We start from the raw sequence: 19152 nt of genomic DNA, 5'->3' as shown, positions 1-19152 counted from the left end.
GCGTAGCACCGGCCCTTCTTCTTACTTGAGTGTCCTTGGAGTTTATTCCTCGCCGATGGCCTCTTCAGGGTCATCGGTGGAGGCAGCCCCGGTGATGACACCGGTGAGTTCTACCTCCGTGACATTGGCCTTTTTGCCCTTTGGAATATCAGTGACCCAGATGATGACGGAGTCATAAGACGTCGGCTCCTCATCTAATTCAATGGCGGTGCGGCCACGCGATAAGGTCCCGGATCCCAGCACCGCCAAATCATCCGCATTGAACTGTGAAGCGGTGAAATCGCTGGCATTGACTCCGTAGATAACAATATCCGTCCCGGAGGAATCCTCGTGGGAAATCAGTACGTCGCGCAGCTGCGCAGAATCTTCGGAGCTGACCACAATGCCGGTGCCTGCGCTGTCAGCGCTCCACTCGGTGTCGCGATCATCATCGACTGCTTCCGGCACGATGCGACCGGTAGGTACCTCGATGGCAGCCTTCATCGGCAGCATCACTGGTGGCGATGTCGCCAGCGTGGGTTGTGCCGCCTCGCTGCTTTCGAGCGGTGCGCTGGCTACTGGGTTGGACTCAGACGACTGACCAATCAATGAGGTCACCCATGTCGTGAGTGCCGCCATGAGCACGACGAAGAAGACTACTGCCGCACCGATAACAACCGCGGTGACGTTGGAGTAACTGCGTGCGCCAAAGCCCGCGGTTTCCTCCGGGATGTCCTCGCGTGCCAAAGGCTCTTCGGTGACTGGCAGTGCCTCAATTGGCTCTTGCTCTTCTTCCTCATCGGTCTCCGATGGGGCGTAGTCGCGCAAGCCTGCGGCGATATCCTCGAGCGAATGCTCGGCGTCCTTGTCTGCCAAGTCTTCGAGGACCTGTGGGGTGGGCACGGAGGCATCGACAAGCAAGCGCAGCGCTGACGACAGCGACTTGCGGTCTGTCTCTTCCGTGGCCTCATTGAGTACAGCTGGGAATGCGAGAACTGCGATTCCGTCGGTGGAAATACGAATCCGCGAACGGTTATCAATGCCTACGGCCAAGCCTTCTTCGTGCGCGGTGGCGGAGTCTTCCACTAATGGCGCGAGCGCGCGAGCAACCGCGTGGGGATCCAAGCTGCCGGATTCTGCGACGGTGGCCAAATCGGAGCCTTCGACCCAGTCGGCGACGACCAGGCAGCCCGAGCGATAGCCCAGGATTTCTACACCCGTGGGCATGGTGTCTAGGTTCAGCTCCGCGAGCTTGCGGGTATTGCGCGAGACCAGGGCGGAGCGACGCGCTGCTTCAGCCGGTGGTGCCGGTGCCAGTGGAGCCTGCGAGGTGGTGTCCACGAAGGTCAGCGCGACGGTGCGACCAGTGTCTTGTTCACGGGCCTGCCAGAAACGGGCACCAGGAACAGAGCCACAATCGCGCAGTAAGCGGAAGCGGCCGTCAGATACGGGGGCGCCTGGCACCAAGCGTGGCCCGCGCACGATACCCGCGGACATCGGCGGTGGCACTGGTGAGGAGTTGAACGCATCCAAGCCATAGATCGGCTGGATTTCGGCCACCTCTGGGGCCTCGACTTCAATGCCATCTTCTGTGCGAACGCGGATGATGCGGCTCATACCTGGGATGCGCTGCAGAGCGCGGCCGAGGTTGACGACCTCAGGCAGGTTCGAGCGGCCTAAGACCAGGCCGGTGGTGACCACGAAGACCACGCCGGTGATAGCGAGCATGAATAAGAAGACCACGCTGGGTGCAGAATCTGGCATTAGCCAGTTCATAAACCACATCAATAGCGCGGATGGGATAAGACCAACGAGTGACGCGCCCACGGCCCAGTAAGTCGTGGACATGACTTCCGGCCCGCCGAGATTACCCAGTTTGCGGCGCAGCAAGAAGGCACCGATGACAGCACCGGCAATAAAGCCGAAGCCGTTGGAGGCTGCCAGGAGGATAACCACGCGCTCGGGAGAGCCTGCAACCAAGGGCGACAACATCGTCAAAACTACCTTGGTGAAGATGGTTCCGGCGATGATATAGGTCGGGATCCAGGCCTCTTCACGGGCGTAGAACACGCGCAGGTGCAGCAGCACCAACGCATAAGGGATCAGCGTGAACGCGGAAAATGACAGCGTCAGGCCCAGCAGTTGCGCGTCATCGGCTGAAAATTGGTTGTACTGGAACAGGCCACGCGCGATAGGAACGCCGAAAGCGGTCATGAAAATAACGATTGGAATCAACGCAATAAACGTCAATTTGGTGCCCAGCGTTAAGTCACGCACCACTGCTTTGACGTCACCTTCGGCGGCGTTGCGCGATAGCCGCGGCATAATCGCCGTCAGCAAAGTCACGCCAATGATGCCGTAAGGAACCTGCAGCAGCAGCCACGCCTGCTGGTACGTAAACGGCGCGGCTTCATCTGCCAGCGCACCGATTCGGGAGGTGACAATGTAGCCGAATTGGGAAATAGCCACGTAGGCAACAATGGCAATGGCCATGTTGCCGAACTGCTTGAGGCGCGCATCCAGGCCCCATAAGGGCTTGATATTAATGCCGGCCTTTTTGATGTATGGCATCAAAATTGCGCACTGAATGACCACGCCCAAGGTGGTGCCCAAGCCGATGAGCATGACGTGCGGGTCAGAAATAGGCGAGGCTTCCGCCGCATTAAGCTGCCCGGGAACAAACTGGTAGGCCAACAACACCGAGATGGAAATGATGTTATTAGCCACCGGCGCCCAGGCCGCGGGGCCAAAGATGTGCTTGGTATTAAGCACTGCTTGAAATAGCGCAAACAGGCCGTAGAAGAAGATTTGCGGTAGCAGCAGATACGCAAAACTTGTTGCTTGGGTGGTGTTGACCTGGCCCGTTTCGGGCAGCATCATCCTCACCAGCTGCGGGGCAAAGATAATCGACAGCAAGGTGATGCCACCGAGTAATGTCACCGCGAGGGTAAACAGTCTTCGCACAAAAGCTTCGCCGTGATCGGCGTCTTCTTTTTCCGCACGCACGAGCACCGGCACCACCAGTGAGGTCAGCACGGCGCCCAGCACGATTTCGGTAATCAGGTTGGGCAGCTGATTCGCAGTTGTAAATGCCGAAGCAATCGCCGCACCCAAAGACGAACCAATGAGTACGTTGCGGATAAAGCCCGTAATACGCGAGAGCAATGTCGCCACCGCCATGGAGCCGGTAGCGCGCACCACATCGCCGTCACTGGTTTGTACCGCCTGGGGCGATTTCAGCGTTGACTTATCCTCTACCGCGGGTGGAACCGGCACCGGCTTTTTCAGCTCGGGAACCGGAGCCGGTGGCGAAGGCTGCAGGATGCGTTGGCGCAAGCCCACGGAGGCACCTTCAGAATTCGCGTCCTCGTGGTTGTCATCCGCGCCCGCGCTTTCGGCATCTGCGCTTCCGGCCGAGTTCTCAGAGCGGGCGTTTATATCCACAGCGTCGACGTTGTCACCGACGCTGTCTCGGACGCCATCGGCACGAGGGGTGCTTGAGGTTCCGCTGGAAGCGTTGGCCTCTTCTCCCCCACGTTCTCCCGCACGCGCGGTGGAGTCCCGCTTGTTGTTGAGGGCAGATAGTTTGGCCGCGGCAACAGCGGTTGCGGCGGCTTGTTCCTCAGTAACCGAGGGGCTAACAGTCTTCGACGGAGAAACAGGTTGCTCCTGCTTCTCCGTCGAACTCAGAGATTTAGGTTTGTCGTCCACGTTTCTTCTTCCGACTAGTCTTCACTACCACGGCGAAGACAAAGACCAATGCGGCAGCGATGGCTGCGCCATAGATATTTACGATACCGCCTCGAGTCTGCACGGCGATGTCGGCAGGCTCGGAGATTGTCGCGCCGTCTTCGGTGGCAAGCCACATAGAAATATTTGTTCGCTCCTGCCGTTCGGGCATGGAAGCAGTTAATGACACCGTAATCGAACCTTTCGCCGGAATGAGGATGTCGTCCGACGTGTTCAATCGCACTGCATCAATGCTGTCATATTCCAACTTCGCACGCACGGGCAATGGCAGCGCATTTTCTGCGACGACCAGCAAGGGAGACGAGTCTGAGGTGCGCGTGTACACATTTCCAGGTGGGATCAAACTCACCGCATCGCGTAGTGTGCGCAGCACCACATTATCTTCTTGCAGACGATGGTTGGCGGCCTCGGCAGCCTTGTTATGACTGTGCAGCGACACTCGGTCCGTTAAGCTCATCGCGGCGAGTAAGTCACGGCGAACCGGCAAGGTAAATCCATAGCGGGTCATCGCAATATCTTCGCTATTTTCCATCATCAAGGTCAGCTCATCGGTATAGCGTGCTTGCTGGGCGACGCGCTGGATCTCCGGATCGGTAAACGCCGCAGGATCCGACAAGGTCTGCGTGCCAGTCTCATCTAAGGGCAGGCCGGCTTCTTGCTCCGTGGTCTGCAATTTCACATCCGTAATCGGGCGCAGCTCCGGGAGTTTATCCACCGCATCAAGTACTGCCTCCGCCGTGGATGGTTCTAGATAATTCGGCAGTTTAATAACCTGCGGCGAAGAATCGCTGTCGTTTGTCTCCTCCGCGTTCTCATTGTGTGCCGCGTCGCCGAGGAACACCGCCGACGCCGCGGTGAGATCACGGGCATGGACCGAATCGGTGGTGAAGTCATAGCGCAGCCACGGATCGGTATACGCGGTCGTTTGCGGGGTTCTTCCCGTTTGCGCCAGAAGCGCTGCCTGGTTGGCATCATAAGTTGCGGCCTCGCCGTCCCAACCGGTGTTATTGGCCAAGAGGAAAGGAAGCTTTGTCGCATGGTCGGAGTAGCCCGATGCCGGAACGACGAGATCAGAGGCGACATCCTTGCCGGTAATCGACCGGATGGTCTCCTTGCCACGTTCGGTGGCTTCTACGCTGAGCCAGTTATTATTTACGCGCGCGACCGCATTGGGATCAGTATTTGCCCACGGCATCGCCACCAGGCAATCTAAGTTTGAAACGCGCTCGACCCACTCTTCGGCATCGTCCGCGCCTGTGCCGGGCACACCTTGGTCATAGTCATCATCGGAAAACCACGAATCACGCAGTCGCTTGCGCTCTTCGATGATCGGCGGGTGCTTATCGGCGACGTTATAGCCCTCGCTCATGCGATCCACGGTGTGCAGCAACGCTGGGTCCATCGCTACGCATGCACCGTCGTTGAGCTTATGGTCTTCATAGATTTCCAGCAGACGGTCTAAGCGGCCACCATCGGCAAGCTGTTCGGCCAGCGATTCATCGCTAAGCACCAGCGGGCTATCGCCTACCTCTCCGGGGGCGATATGCGTCTGTGCCGTGATCGGATAGATCACCGTTGAAGCTTGGGGCGGGGCCTCATCGTCAGGCAATGTGCCATCAGCGTCAGTGACGGTGAGGAGGAAACGTTCATCAGCCAGTGCCACCGGCTCGCCATCAACTGTGCCGGTCAGCGACAGCATGATGGGATAGATGCCTGGCTTATCGATGCCCAAGGTGGCGTCATTATTCAACCCTGTGGCGATATCGATCTCGCCCGTGGCCTCCTCGTTTGGCTCCATCGCATCTGGGAAAATGGATGCGCCATAAAATGGGAAATCACCGTGCGCTAATTGCTGCTGGGCTGATTCCGCGTCCGTGACTTCTTGCCCGCGCCGCGCTGTGACCTGCACGTTGTCGATCGCGGACCCAGCGGTGTTGGTGATATTGACCCCGACTTCAAAGTGCTCATCAATCGCGACGCTTCCCGGGTTGCCCGTGAGCTGAAACTGCACGCGATCATCGCGCCGCGTAGACAAAGCCTCCCAGCCGGGGTGCTGGGTATCAGCGTCATTTTCTGTCTGAGCCTGGGTTTGCGCCTGCGCGCCCAGCTGGGTTTGTGCCGAGGCCGGCGCCGACAACGCTGCGGGTACGCCGAGTGCAAGTGGCATGGCCAGCGCGGCGACAGCAGATATGCCCGCTGCGCGCATCGTGTGTGGCCGCCACCGAGAGTGCAAAGACATCACCGCGGCGTTGCCCTTCCTGCTGCGGCTTCCTTTCGTGCGAGCTCGGGAAGTTGATCATGGGCGATGCGCGCGAGCTTGCGTTCATCGGCATAGGCCAAATGCTCAATCAGCGTGGCCACCGGAATCCAGGCGACCTCGGTGACCTCCGGATCCTCATCATTTAAGATGCCGTCGACAAAGCGCAATAAGAAGTGGTGCACTGTTTTGTGAATGCGCACGCCATCGGAGACGAACCAATAATCAATAACACCTAGTTCCGATACGACTTCGCCGGAAATCCCGGTTTCTTCCCACACTTCGCGCTGTGCGGTGAGATCCTTCGGCTCCCCGTTTTCCACGTGCCCCTTCGGCATGGACCACAGCAAACGGCCACGGCGGTCTAATCGGCCAATCAGCGCCACGTAGATGCACGTGAGGTCTACTTCTCCGTCCGCGCCCACTGCTTCTGCTAATCCGGACACAACTAAGCCACCCGCGGAGGTTTCATCGCGGGTTACCATTTTATTCGTTGAGCGCTGCTGGCGTTGTGGCCTTTGTGCTGGACGGCGTTTGCGCCGCTTCCGGTTAGCGTGGTTAGTCATCCCTGCTTATCGTAGTAGACTCCTAACCGTGGATTTACAGGACACTCAGCTAATGGGACTTCTCGCACGCGCAGACTCGACCGTCGCAGGCTTAAGTGATCTTTTATCCGGACTAATTTCTGAATTCGCCCGCCGCAATCACACCCTTTATTTAGTAGGCGGTTCCGTTCGTGATGCCCTATTAGGCCGCCTCGGCAATGATTTGGACTTCACCACCGACGCCCGCCCGCAGGTCGTGCACGAGATCCTCGACTCATGGGCGGAGACCACCTGGGATACCGGTATTGAATTCGGCACTGTTTCTGCTGTGTATAAGGGCCAGCAAATTGAAATCACCACCTTCCGCGCCGATCTTTATGACGGAGATAGCCGCAACCCTGAGGTCACGTTTGGCAACACGCTTGACGATGATTTGATTCGCCGTGACTTCAAAGTCAACGCAATGGCCATTGAACTGCGTGCCGATGGCACCCGTGAATTTTTCGATCCGATGGAAGGGCTAAAAGATTTACAGGCCGGGATCATGGATACCCCGGACGCCCCAGAGCTTTCTTTCCGCGATGACCCGCTGCGCATGCTGCGCGCCGCACGCTTTGTCTCGCAGCTGCAGTTCGGCGTCAGCGACCGCGTGCGCCAAGCCATGACCGATATGGCGGAAGAGATTCGCCGTATCACCGTCGAGCGCATCCAAGTGGAAATGGACAAGATGATCCTGGGTGTAGCGCCGTGGGATGGCATTGATCTTTTGGTAGAGACCGGGCTTGCGCAGATCATCTTCCCGGAAATTCCTGCCATGGCCATGGAACCGGATGAGCACGCGCAGCACAAGGATGTCTACGCGCACTCATTGACGGTCTTGCGCCAGGCAATGGAGCAAGAAGAAGACGGCCCCGATCTGGTGCTGCGCTGGGCAGCGCTGCTGCATGACATCGGCAAGCCGGACACCCGCGATGTCACCGATGGCAAGGTGAGTTTCCACCAGCACGAAATTGTTGGTGCGAAACTCGCCCGCCGCCGCATGCGCCAACTGAAATACCCGAAGGCGACAACCCAGGAAGTATCCGAGTTGGTGCGCTTGCATATGCGCTTTCACGGCTTCGGCGAAGGCCAATGGACTGATTCCGCAGTACGCCGTTATGTCAATGACGCCGGTGAATTACTGCCGCGCCTGCACAAGCTGGTGCGTGCAGACTGCACGACGCGTAATGAACGTAAAGCGCGACGGCTGCAGCGCACCTATGATCACTTAGAAGAGCGCATTGAAGAAATTCAAGAAAAAGAAGGGATCGCCGCAATCCGTCCGGACTTGGACGGCAATGAGATCATGGAAATTTTAGACCTGAAGCCAGGCCCCGAAGTGGGTCAGGCATGGGCCTATATGAAAGACCTGCGACTTGAGCTTGGCCCGCTGGAGCGGGATGAAGCTATTGCGAAGTTGCGTCAGTGGTGGGAGTCTAAGAAGTGATGTACGCCGATAGATTATTCAACGCTTTAGAGCGCAATGAGCCCGGACCAGGCCAATTGCTGGTATCTGCTCCGGGAACCATGTCCCCGCATTTCAACCGCACCGTGGTGCTGGTCATTGAACACACCGATGCCATGAGCTTCGGCGTGGTCTTGACCGCGCGCAGTGAAGTAGCTGTGTTTAACGTGCTACCGGACTGGCTGCCCGTCATCGCCAAGCCCCAAGCGCTGTATATTGGCGGCCCGCTCAATCAGCAATCCGTCGTTGGACTGGCCATGACTAAGACTGGCGTGAATATTGATGCACACCCACAGCTCAACCGCTTAGCACCGCGCCTTGCGCACGTGGACATGCGCACTGATCCGGAAGACTTAGCCAACTACGTCGATGGCGTTCGCCTGTTTGCCGGCTATGCCGAATGGGGTCCGGGGCAGTTGAACGATGAAATTGAGCGCGGTGACTGGTTTGTCACCCCTGCTCTACCCCAAGATGTCATCACCCCGGGTCCGGCGGACCTGTGGGGCGATGTGTTGCGCCGTCAAGATATGCCGCTTCCGCTCTACGCCACTTTCCCGGAAGATCTCGAGGCTAACTAGCTCTCAACCTTCGCCTTCTTCTGCTGGAAAAGGGCACGTCAGCGCACGGAATCCCGAGGTGAACTCCGAGGTGAATTCCGGTGCGCTGAATTAGTTTTGCACTGATAAGGTATCTGCATGCACGTTGAGGAGATAAAGAAGGGAATCAAGGATTCCTGGGCGGTGGGCATCGGCCTAGTTCCGTTGGGCCTAGCTTTTGGCCTGTTGATGGTTCAAACCGGTTTTGACTGGTGGTGGACCCCAATTTTTTCCATCGTGGTGTATGCCGGATCGATGGAATTTTTGGCCATTCCCATGGTGCTGCAAGGAACAAGCGTTGCGGCATCTGTGATTACCGGCTTCATGGTGAACTTCCGCCACCTGTTTTATGGGCTCACCTTCCCGCGTCACCGCGTGCACTCCGCTGCCGGCAAGATGTACTCCACCTATGCTTTAACGGATGAATCATATGCCATCGTCTCGTCCATGCCGCGTGACGTGCAACTGTCCGGACCTCGCATCGTTGCCATTCAGTTGTTGTGCCAATCCTCATGGGTTGCCGGCGGTGTAGTCGGAGCGCTTGCTGGACAAGTCATCCCGCCGAATGTAGAGGGCTTGGAATTTGCACTCGTCGCGCTCTTTGTTGTGCTGACGATGGACTCGTTCAAGAATAATCCGGATTACTCCCTGCCACTGACCGCCGTGGTTTTTGGCATTATCGCCGCGATTATCTTCCCCAACCAGATCTTGATGGTGGCGTTGACGGCTTACCTCGCAGTACTGCTGCTGCGCTTCTACTCCCCGCGATTCGACGAAAAACTGGAATGGCGAAGGGGGTCGAAGAATGCCTAATGGTGTTGATTTAGGGATGATCCTCGCGGTCATCATTCCCCTATTTATCGTGACCGTGGCACTACGTGCTCTTCCCTTTAGCTTGCTGCGCTATCTCAAAAACAGTGAGTTCATGGCCGTCTTGGGCCGCACCATGCCCGTGGGAGTAATGACGGTGCTGGTGGTCTATACCTGGTACGGGCAGCGTGAATCCCCCGGTGGTTTCGTGGCCGTAGCCATCGCGGTAGCTGCTACGTACCTTTTGCACAAGTGGCGCCGCGATGTTGGTTTATCCATTTTGGTCGGCACGGTTACCTATATGCTGTTGGTCAACCTGGTGTTCTAAATAATGCCTCTGCAAAGTTTCACGTGAAACCTTGCAGAGGCATTCTGTTGCTTTGGGGGTGACGCTTTTGGGTTGGCGCTTTCGGGTCGTGCTTACAGGCGTGGGAAAACCGCCTGGGCCTCCGACCACAAACCTTCGAATTCCTGCGAATCGATATAGGTTGCTTCAATATCCGGGAATTGGTCATAGGTTTCCGGGTGTGGAACCTGCTTGGTGGGCATATCAATGTTGCCTTCACGTGCATCGCCAGCTGCTGCGCCCACGATGGAATTATTGGGGTCTAAAGCAATCAAGCGCAACATCTCGCACACTTGGCTATTGAGCTCTTTGAGCTCGGCGATGTGGATGGCCATGCCTGCGCCGGGAACAGACAAGGTGGTGCGTACGTAGTGAATGGTGTCCATGGTCTGACAGTCTATCTAAGCCGCTGGCTCGGTTTCTTCCTTGCCATAGTGCGCGGCAAGCCACGAGCAGATCATCAACTGGATCTGGTGGTAAATCATCAGTGGCAGAATCAGCAGACCCAGCGCGGCGCCCGAGCCGAACATGACAGAAGCCATGGGCAATCCCGTGGCCAGAGACTTCTTCGAACCACAAAACTCCGCTGCGATGGTATCGCCCCGATTAAAGCCTAAGCGCTTGCTGATTACGCGGGTAAGAAAGAGCATGAAGCAGACCAGAACAGCAGAGAAGATAACGAGGAAGATAACTTCTCCGACAGAGATTTGTCCCCACACCCCGGCGACCACGCCGGAGGAAAAGGCCGAGTAGACCACCATGGCAATGGAGCCGCGGTCAACTACTTTGGTGGCCTTATTCGCCGCGAAATTTTTCACCCACGGGCGCAAGAGCTGGCCAAGGATAAACGGTGCGAGAAGTTGAAGCGCAATCTCGCCGAAGACCGAGGCCTCGATGTGGATTCCACCGGTGGAATTCATCAAGAGCATCACCAGGACTGGGGTGGCGATAACTCCGACGAGGTTGGAAGCAGATGCGGCCACGATGGCTCCGGCCACATTGCCCCGGCCAATGGAGGTAAATGCCACCGAAGACTGCACGGTTGAGGGAACCAGGGTGAGGAATAAAATGCCGAGGTACATCTCATCGGTGATAAATAACGTTAGCGGCCGCAGTGCTAGCCCGACGATGGGAAAGAGCACGAAAGTAAACATCAAGATGGTCAGATGTAGCTTCCAGTGTCTAATGCCATTGAGCGCTTCTTGCGTGGATAAACGTGCGCCATACAGAAAGAACAACACCGCGATCGCGATACTGACCAGTGTTGAAAACACTTCGGCGAACTGCCCCCGGGCCGGGAAGATAATGGCGATGATGACCGCCGAGATAATCAAAACAATAAGTGGGTCGACCTTTTTCAAGCGCTCAAGCATGAGTGTTAGCTTACGCAGTGCACTCGCTTGGGGCGAGAATTAAGAAAAAGGGGCAAGATAACTGCCCCTTTTCCAGTCTGCTTATTGTTCACAGAACCTGCGCCGGTGTTTAGGCCGCTGCGACTTCCTGTGTTTCACGTGGAACTGGATTCTCACTCGCCACTTCTGGCTTCAGCACTGGGCGCAGAAGCAGCATCGCGATGCCAATGACGAGCAGGACACTTGCCTCATGGACCAACATGCCAATGGACATGGTCACGCCACCCAGGAGCACGCCTGCTAGCAGAACTGCGACGGTTGCCAGCGCGATGACGATGTTGAGCGTCATGGTTCGCACGGTACGTTGAGCCAGGTGTAGCGCATAAGGCAAGCGCGGTAGCTTATCCGCCATCAGCGCGATATCGGCGGTTTCAATAGCGGCGGGTGATCCTGCTGCGCCCATGGCGACACCGATGTCTGCTTGGGCCAGGGCTGGTGTGTCATTGACGCCATCACCGACCATGGCCACGACCTGGCCGCGACTTTGTAGTTCCTTGACCAAGTCCAGCTTGTCTTCCGGCATCATCTCGGCGTGAACTTCATCCACGCCTAATTCACGTGCGACGTTTTCGGCAACGCGTCGGGCGTCACCAGTTGCCATGACGACTTTGATGCCATTGTCATGTAAGGACTTAACGGCGGTAGGTGCATCGCTGCGGATGGTATCGGCAACCGCGACCAAGCCAATGGCACGGCCATCGACGCCGACGTACATGGCAGTCTTGCCCTGAGCATTTAACTCCAGGACGCGATCCTCACTGGGGGTTTCATCGAGAAGCTCTGCGGAGCCAACTGCGACTGTGTGCCCATCAACTTCAGCCTTAATCCCCTTACCCATCACTGGTTGTGCGCTTTCTACGAGCTCCACCTCTAGGCCGCGGGCCTTGGCGCCGCGGATGATGGCATCGGCAAGCGGGTGCTCGGAGGCGGTTTCTGCGCGCGCAGCGAGCTGCAGGACCTCGTTGGAGGTATACGCAGGGTCGAGTACTTCGACGTCAGTAAGTTCTGGTTGTCCATTGGTTAAGGTGCCAGTCTTATCGACGACAACGGCGTCCACCTTCGCGGAGGTCTCCAGGTATTCCCCACCCTTGATGAGTACGCCATCCTTGGCCGAGCGACCAATGCCGGCGACGATGGAGACGGGGATAGAGATAACCAGAGCACCCGGACATGCGATAACAAGCAAGGTCAGTGCGAGTTCCACGTTTTGGGTGATGAGGCCGACCGCTAATGCCGCGATCATGACACCTGGGGTGTACCACTTGGAAAAGCGTTCCAAGAATGTCTGCGTCTTTGCCTTATCATCCTGCGCATCTTCGACGCGGTGGATGATTTTGGCCAAGGTGGAATCTGATCCCACCGCTGTTGCCTCGACGCGGAGTACGCCACTGCGTAACCAGGTTCCTGCGAAGACTTCTGCGCCTTCAGACTTTTCCGCTGGAACGGACTCGCCGGTAATGCTGGCTTCGTCCACTCCCCCGAATCCGGAAATCACCCGGCCATCCACTGGGACTTGTTGGCCATTGCGGACCAGGACCTTTTCCCCGGGCATTAGCTCCCACACTTCCACCGTTTCGGTAGAGCCATCGTCGTGCAGCTTCGTTGCCGTCTCCGGCGCGGAATCTACCAAGTCGCTCAAGGCCTTGCGGGTCCGATTCATCGTGGCCTTTTCCAAAGCCTTACCCAAGGCGAAGAGGAATGTGACGGCTGCGGATTCCCAATAGTTGTTGATAAACAGTGCGCCGATGGCGGCGACGACGACCAAGAGATCGATCGAGATCATCTTGATGCGTAGTGCCTGGATCGCGGAGATGGCGATATTCCAACCTGCTACAACTGCAGCAGCAATCATCAGAGCATCTGCGATGAGTGATTCTGCGGGGCTTAACCAGGACAGCACAATCAGCAGTGCTGATACGCCAACCACTCCCCACGTCTTCCACGTTTTCATTGTTCTTAAGTTCCTTCCCTCACTGGTGTTGTGATGTCACCTTTAACGTTATGGGGGATGCAGTTGAGGTTCCTTGATCCAGATCAATGTTTGCGATATCGCTTTTTGCTGGTATGCGCACCGCAAATACAAAAAGGCTGTTCCCGAGGAGAGTCAGGAACAGACTGTGTAATTGGCGGGCAGTAAGTGCGGTTTCCTCGCTTACTGCCCGGTGGTTGCTTAGATAGCGGATGGCTTAACCGTGTATCCGACTTCCGCCACGGCGTCGACGAGGTTGCGGATACTCGCCTTTGCGGGGTCGTGTTCTACCAGGACGCGGCCGGAAGAGAACTTCACCTCTGCAGACTCGACACCATCGAGGCTGCGTAGCTTATTCTCGATTTTCGCGATACAGCTTGGGCAGGTGAACTCATCAGAGCGCAGGGTTGTCTTCTTCAATGCGGTTGGGGTGGTCATGGCTTCTCAGCTTCCTTTCACTTTTCTTCGTGCTTGCAATTACTACGTTAAGCCGAAGTAGGGAAAGGTTCTTTGATGTAGATCAAAGAGCGTAGACCTTCTTATTCACCATCGACAATGCGCTCTAATGCCTGGGTATCGATGATGGACACCCACTCCCGCCCGGAGTCGATGAGGCCATCCTTTTTCATTTGGGACATGGCGCGTGAGGTGGACTCGAGCGTTGTTCCAGCCATCCCCGCGATATCGTCGCGTCGAAGGCGTACTTGCAGCAAACTGCTGCCGTCTGGGCGCAGGTCCCCCAATTTGGCATCGAGCCGAAGCAGTACTGTGGCTACGCGCTGCACAACGGTCTTGGCGCTTTGATTGACATCTCTATCTCGTGCTTGAGCCAATCGCGTGTGTTGCATCTGCACAATTGCTACTGCCAAAGCCGGGTGCCTAGCGATGACTTCTGCGAGACGGTCCGCTGGTAGGTACAACGCACAGGTGGTTTCCATTGCCCAGGCTGAATCCACCGCATACGAAGGATTTGTCTCTAGCGGTCCAATGATATCTCCTGGCGAGGCAATGTCGACGGTGATCTCACGGCCATCGATGGTATCGCGCACGACCCGTACCCGACCTGCCACAATGAGATAGGAACCCGATACCTTCTGCCCCGCCGTCATGAGTGGATCACCCTCCGACCACGCCCACGACGTGACGAAGGAATCCAGATCTAGATGTTCTTCGGGCTTGAGTTCACGTGTAAGCGGTGAACGCGCCATGGCATCCAGACGGACGTCTAAAGAACAAGAATGCGGACGCGCACAATTGGGACGAACAGGGTTAGCGGACATGATTTCATTTTACCTGGTCACCAGGAGTATTTTCCGCTGTAGGCTAGTCGACGCGGTTTAGCTTTCGATGAGCTCTACGCTGAGATCGCGGGTGGGGATTCCATCGTCTTCACCGCGGTCATGCTCTAGCTCAACGTTTCCGAGGACGGTTTCCTCATCTTCACCGGCCTCCAGCGACCACGTCTGAATCTCATCCCAAGAAGCACCACCGAAGTCATACTCTCCGAATGCAGTTCCAACATCGGTCAGGATGGTTTCAAAGTGCTGATCAAGATCGTTATTGCCCTGGACTTCAGCGTCTACGGAATCATCATCGATATCGACGTCGTAGATGATGGCGCCTTCGGTCTTGGTGCAGTCATCATCGTCATCGCACTGATACCCCATCCCCTCGAGTTCACTCTTGAGAGCGGCTTCATCGAATCGGACGGAGCTCGATGCGGCAGTGGTGGTTGTTTCAGAGCTGGATTCTTCGGCGCTGGTGGTCTCAGAAGTTTCCTCTGAGGTCTCCTCCGTGGTTTCCGGAGACTCCTGCGTGGCGGTCTGGGTCATGGCGCCATTGTCCGTGCTGTCGTCATTAGACGCTTCCGTAGAACAGGAAGCTAACGCAAGGGCGGAAACGGCGAGTGCGGTAATAGCTACGGACTTATTCATGTCTCCATCCTTCCTTACTCACCGGTAGATATCTTCCTTAATGGACACTTGGGCAGGAGATTGGCAGAAACCTTTATGTTGTTACGCAGTTAACTCTTTTGCCCACCATCCCCGCTGCTCTAAGCTGTGGAGGTTGGGGCTGTTGTTGTTACAGTCTTCTCGTGTAAAATAACAACTTAGTAAGCCAGCGCCCGTCGAGAGCGCCGTCGCACGTGGGGTGGTTTCCGCAGAGAATTTCTATTCATCGTCTACCTGGATGGTCTATAGATGTTCTTAAGAATAGGACATCTTCACCTTGGGCAGGTGCGAGTATAGAACGCAGCAATGGTTGAGTAATCCCATTAAAGCATTCTCCTAAGATCGAATCTCCAACGAATTCGCACATTCTCCCCTATCGCGGGCATTTTAGTCGTAATATGAGTTATTCAATCATGGCTAAGATCTATAGTTAACGTTTTGAAATAGCTAAATTATCTCGCATTGAAACTCGGTGGGTAGTCTGTACTTAATAACGTCACAGTGACGCTATTCTAGCGGGTTAGGTCCTCGGCCCCGTTCGCGCGAAAACCAATTTTTCCTGTTGTGAAAGTCTACCGGTTGCGGATTTCGGTGCGCTCATATGACAGTGAAATGCCACGCCCGTACTTGGTGTACGCAGCGTGGCATTCTTTGATCCCAATATTGGGACGGCTGTCAGTCGGCGTTAGTACCGGATCGCCACCCGACCGTCGATCTGGCCGTTACGCATTCGCTCAAAGACATCGTTGACATCATCAAGTGAGCATTCAGTAACGGTAGGTTTGATTAAACCGCGAGCAAAGAAGTCCAACGCCTCCGTCATATCTTGTCGAGTGCCTACCAGAGATCCGCGGATAGTTAATCCTCGGAACACGATGTCGAATACAGATGCAGGAAATTCTCCAGGTGGCAGTCCGTTGAAGACGATTGTGCCGCCGCTGCGTGCCATGTCCAGAGCTTGCCCAAATGCTGCTTCGTGGACTGCTGTAACCAATACGCCATGGGATCCGCCCTCGGTGTATTTTTGAACAGCTGAGCCAGGGTCTTCGTCGCCTGCGTTGACGGTATATTCAGCGCCGAGTCTAGATGCTAGGTCTAGCTTTTCGGTTGCAATATCTACTGCGATAACACGTAGACCCATCGCTACGGCGTATTGCACAGCAATATGCCCCAAGCCGCCGATCCCGGAAATGACCATAAATTGACCTGGGCGTGCCTCGGACTGCTTGAGGGCTTTATAGACGGTCACCCCAGCGCATAGGATGGGAGCTGCTTCTAGGTAGTCCACTCCCTCCGGGATGCGGGCAGCATAGCGCGTGTCGACCAGCATGTACTCGCCAAAGGAGCCGTTCTGGGTATAGCCTCCATATTCGGCATCGGGACAATGGGTCTCTCGACCTGTGATGCAGAATTCACAAGTGCCACAAGCGGACCATAACCAAGCGTTGCCGACGATGTCTCCAACCTTGACGTCATGCTCCCCAGGGCCAAGTTCCACTACTTCCCCGACACCTTCATGTCCAGGTACAAACGGTGGTGCAGGTTTTACCGGCCAGTCGCCCTCAAGCGCGTGGAGATCCGTATGGCAAATTCCAGAGGTAAGCACTTTAACCAGTGCTTGATTGGGGCCAGGTTGTGGAAGGTCAATCTCTTTGACGGTGACTTCCTGGCCAAATTTTTCTACAACAGCAGCATTAAAAGTTTGGGATTCAGCGGCAGACATCGAGCCACTCCTATCTGACTTTAGGTGTCTTCTTGGTGAAGTTGTGGTTGTTGCGAATTTGATACCCCGGCTGTCGAGGTATTGCGCCAACTATAACACTATTGTTATCTGTGTCACTAGCGATTGCTGATTGTATTTGTGCCTAGTCATTACGGTGTGCGCGAAGTGTTGTGATTCTGAGATCGGGATCAAAAAATCCCGATACAAAGTACCGGGATAATCCTTCGAAAGTGTTGAGGCGTATTAGGCACCTTCGACATTTTTGACTGCGTTGCGGAGTGCGTCCATATCAACTTGTGGAGCTTCTGCAGAAGAACCGCATCCGCCGGAGCCACAGCTGCAGCCACCTTCGGAGCTGCAGCCGCCGTTCTCCTCTTGATCTTTAAGCGTGTACAGGTGGGCTGCCCGCGCGCCCAAGTTGGAACCGACCGAGATTGCAACAATTGCGATGAGAACGGTGGCGACGGGGATCAGCCACATCCAACCCGAAGCGCGGAAGGCAACGAGTGCGCCAAAGAGGAAAGATACGCCAGCGAGGATCCATACTGGGCCGGCCACGACGTGCGAGCCATCCCAGGCTTCTTTCGACTTGCGTACATCTGGGATACGCAGACCAAAATACTTATTTCCTGGAAGGCGACGAGCGGTAGCTAAAGCACCGAAAATTAGCCAATACAAGGCGAAAACCAATAGGATCAAACCAACAGCGACCATGCTGGTCATTCTAATCCCCCTTGCAGCAAAATGACCAAACAGCGACTATTAGAAATCCTTGACTGTGGGCTAAAGTAAGTTCCGTGTCGCTTGACAGGTAATCCAATCTGTCGGTGGCGAGCCCTTGTCGATAGTTGTGAGTGGGTAGACCCTCGCCGCAGCTCGTTCATAGAATTGAAACCAATGTCTAAGTCAAAAGTGACGGACTCACTGTTGTTCAAGATCGTCATAGCGATCGTTCTTGGCATCATTGTGAGCCTTTTTGCCCCGGAATGGCTTGGGCGCATTTTCGCGACATTTAATGGTCTGTTCAGTAACTTCCTGAACTTTTTCATTCCGGTCCTGATTTTTGCGCTCATTACCCCAGCGATTGCTGGCCTTGGAAAAGGTGCTGGTAAGTGGTTGGGATATACCGCTGCCATTGCCTATGGTTCCACCATTATTGCTGGTGTTATCGCCTACATCACCGCGAAGTTGCTCTACCCAGTTCTCCTGGGCGGCCAATCATTAGGATTGGACGTGTCTGACGTCGATGAAGGTGCGCTGACTCCTTATTTCGAGGTCGAAATGCCCGCTCCTTTTGAGGTCATGACTGCTTTGCTGCTGGCATTTTGTGTCGGCGTGGCCATGACAGCGGTCAAGGCAGATACGCTTTATAACGCTTCCCGTGAGTTGGAAGCTATCGTCATCAAGGTTATTTGGGGATTTGTCATCCCTTTGCTGCCTATCTATATCTTCGGCATGTTTCTCGGCCTGGGTATGAACGGCAACCTCCTGGACGTTCTCTCCGCCTTTGCCAAGGTGTTGATCCTGTCCGTGGTGATGACCATTGCCTACTTGGTGCTGCAGTACTTGGTGGCTGGTGCCATCGCCGAGCGAAATCCCTTTAAAGCGATCCGCACGATGCTTCCTGCATACTTCACCGCGCTAGGTACCTCTTCTTCGGCAGCAACCATTCCGGTTACTCACCGTGCAGCATTAAACAATGGAATCTCGAAGCCCATTGCCGGTTTTGTCATTCCTTTGTGCGCGACCATTCACCTGTCCGGTTCGATGATCAAGTTGACCTTGTACGGCTTTGCCGTGGTCTACTTGGCTGACCTCAACATCGGCGTCGCTACTGCCGCAGGATTTATTCTCTTGCTGGGTGTCATGATGATTGCCGCCCCAGGCGTTCCTGGCGGTGCAGTCATGGTCGCCGTTGGTCTGATGCAGAGCATGATGGGCTTTGATGAGTCTATGATTGCGCTGATGATCGCCGCTTATATCGCAGTCGACTCCTTCGGTACCGCAGCGAATGTAACTGGCGACGGTGCTATCGCGATGATTGTTGACCGCTTTGCCAAGAACAAGATCGTCGACCCTGATGACCCAGACAACTTCTTGGGCGATGAGGGCTACGAGGCGGAGTTCATTGAAGCTGTCGATACTGATAACGATGAAGCTGACTCGGCTTCTGCAGGATCCTCTTCCGCTAGTCACTCTCCTAGCGCTGGAAAGCACGAAGCGAATTAGTCTGTAGTTCGCAGAAGTCAGCTCTGAGTTAAAAAGAATAAAGCCTGGTTCCCCGCCATTGCGGTGTGGGAACCAGGCTT

General features: G+C 55.7%; 16 protein-coding genes. 5 read left to right on the top strand and 11 right to left on the bottom strand.

Translation table 11 applies throughout. The features are described from left to right. Window positions 1-42 precede the first annotated feature (42 nt). The 3 genes from murJ to CAMM_RS12645 are packed head-to-tail and all read right to left on the bottom strand — an operon-like array spanning window position 43 to window position 6552. On the bottom strand, window positions 43-3690 hold the full coding sequence (gene murJ, locus CAMM_RS12655; RefSeq protein WP_003847003.1) for a murein biosynthesis integral membrane protein MurJ: 3648 nt from the start codon (window positions 3688-3690) through the stop codon (window positions 43-45). After that, on the bottom strand, window positions 3674-5968 hold the full coding sequence (locus tag CAMM_RS12650) for a hypothetical protein (protein ID WP_147581093.1): 2295 nt from the start codon (window positions 5966-5968) through the stop codon (window positions 3674-3676). Before CAMM_RS12650 ends, murJ begins: the two co-directional genes overlap by 17 nt. Further along, window positions 5968-6552: an NUDIX hydrolase gene (locus tag CAMM_RS12645; protein ID WP_050759854.1), complete on the bottom strand. Its 585-nt coding sequence runs from the start codon at window positions 6550-6552 to the stop codon at window positions 5968-5970. The genes CAMM_RS12650 and CAMM_RS12645 overlap by 1 nt, the downstream gene beginning before the upstream one ends. A gap of 28 nt (window positions 6553-6580) precedes the next feature. Here CAMM_RS12645 and CAMM_RS12640 point away from each other — a divergent pair, with 28 nt between their 5' ends. The 4 genes from CAMM_RS12640 to CAMM_RS12625 all read left to right on the top strand — a co-directional run bounded on the left by CAMM_RS12640 (window position 6581) and on the right by CAMM_RS12625 (window position 9769). After that, complete coding sequence (locus CAMM_RS12640) at window positions 6581-8017, top strand: CCA tRNA nucleotidyltransferase (protein ID WP_003846997.1); 1437 nt, start codon at window positions 6581-6583, stop codon at window positions 8015-8017. Beyond that, on the top strand, window positions 8017-8613 hold the full coding sequence (locus CAMM_RS12635; protein ID WP_003846996.1) for a YqgE/AlgH family protein: 597 nt from the start codon (window positions 8017-8019) through the stop codon (window positions 8611-8613). The genes CAMM_RS12640 and CAMM_RS12635 overlap by 1 nt, the downstream gene beginning before the upstream one ends. Before the next feature lie 117 nt (window positions 8614-8730). Then, the gene (locus CAMM_RS12630) at window positions 8731-9444 is read left to right on the top strand and encodes an AzlC family ABC transporter permease (RefSeq protein ID WP_003846994.1); all 714 of its coding nucleotides are present in this window, start codon (window positions 8731-8733) and stop codon (window positions 9442-9444) included. Next, the gene (locus CAMM_RS12625) at window positions 9437-9769 is read left to right on the top strand and encodes a branched-chain amino acid transporter permease (protein ID WP_003846992.1); all 333 of its coding nucleotides are present in this window, start codon (window positions 9437-9439) and stop codon (window positions 9767-9769) included. Before CAMM_RS12630 ends, CAMM_RS12625 begins: the two co-directional genes overlap by 8 nt. A 92-nt stretch (window positions 9770-9861) precedes the next feature. Here the strand turns inward: CAMM_RS12625 and CAMM_RS12620 are convergent, their stop codons facing one another. From CAMM_RS12620 to CAMM_RS12585, 8 genes are all read right to left on the bottom strand, one after another. Beyond that, the gene (locus tag CAMM_RS12620; RefSeq protein ID WP_003846989.1) at window positions 9862-10173 is read right to left on the bottom strand and encodes a hypothetical protein; all 312 of its coding nucleotides are present in this window, start codon (window positions 10171-10173) and stop codon (window positions 9862-9864) included. A gap of 15 nt (window positions 10174-10188) precedes the next feature. Continuing rightward, window positions 10189-11160, bottom strand: a complete 972-nt coding sequence (locus tag CAMM_RS12615) for a bile acid:sodium symporter family protein (RefSeq protein WP_003846988.1) — start codon at window positions 11158-11160, stop codon at window positions 10189-10191. Between the two features lie 109 nt (window positions 11161-11269). Next, the gene (locus tag CAMM_RS12610) at window positions 11270-13150 is read right to left on the bottom strand and encodes a heavy metal translocating P-type ATPase (RefSeq protein ID WP_003846987.1); all 1881 of its coding nucleotides are present in this window, start codon (window positions 13148-13150) and stop codon (window positions 11270-11272) included. A 219-nt stretch (window positions 13151-13369) separates the two neighbouring features. Continuing rightward, complete coding sequence (locus CAMM_RS12605; protein WP_003846985.1) at window positions 13370-13606, bottom strand: heavy-metal-associated domain-containing protein; 237 nt, start codon at window positions 13604-13606, stop codon at window positions 13370-13372. Window positions 13607-13707: 101 nt separating this feature from the next. After that, on the bottom strand, window positions 13708-14448 hold the full coding sequence (locus CAMM_RS12600) for a Crp/Fnr family transcriptional regulator (protein ID WP_147581092.1): 741 nt from the start codon (window positions 14446-14448) through the stop codon (window positions 13708-13710). Between the two features lie 57 nt (window positions 14449-14505). After that, window positions 14506-15102 (bottom strand): hypothetical protein, encoded by a 597-nt coding sequence (locus CAMM_RS12595; RefSeq protein WP_003846981.1) that lies wholly within the window; start codon window positions 15100-15102, stop codon window positions 14506-14508. Window positions 15103-15805: 703 nt separating this feature from the next. Beyond that, window positions 15806-16843 (bottom strand): alcohol dehydrogenase AdhP, encoded by a 1038-nt coding sequence (gene adhP, locus CAMM_RS12590; protein ID WP_003846979.1) that lies wholly within the window; start codon window positions 16841-16843, stop codon window positions 15806-15808. Window positions 16844-17086: 243 nt separating this feature from the next. Beyond that, window positions 17087-17557: an SdpI family protein gene (locus CAMM_RS12585; protein WP_040355280.1), complete on the bottom strand. Its 471-nt coding sequence runs from the start codon at window positions 17555-17557 to the stop codon at window positions 17087-17089. Between the two features lie 183 nt (window positions 17558-17740). Between CAMM_RS12585 and CAMM_RS12580 the strand changes: the two genes are divergently transcribed. Continuing rightward, entirely contained in the window at window positions 17741-19072 is a 1332-nt protein-coding gene (locus tag CAMM_RS12580; protein ID WP_003846976.1) for a dicarboxylate/amino acid:cation symporter, read from the top strand. The last annotated feature ends 80 nt before the right edge of the window (window positions 19073-19152 follow it).

The organism is Corynebacterium ammoniagenes DSM 20306, assembly GCF_001941425.1.
GTDB lineage: Bacteria > Actinomycetota > Actinomycetes > Mycobacteriales > Mycobacteriaceae > Corynebacterium > Corynebacterium ammoniagenes.
Note: the sequence above shows the minus strand (reverse complement) of the source record. Positions and strands in the feature narration are given on the sequence as shown.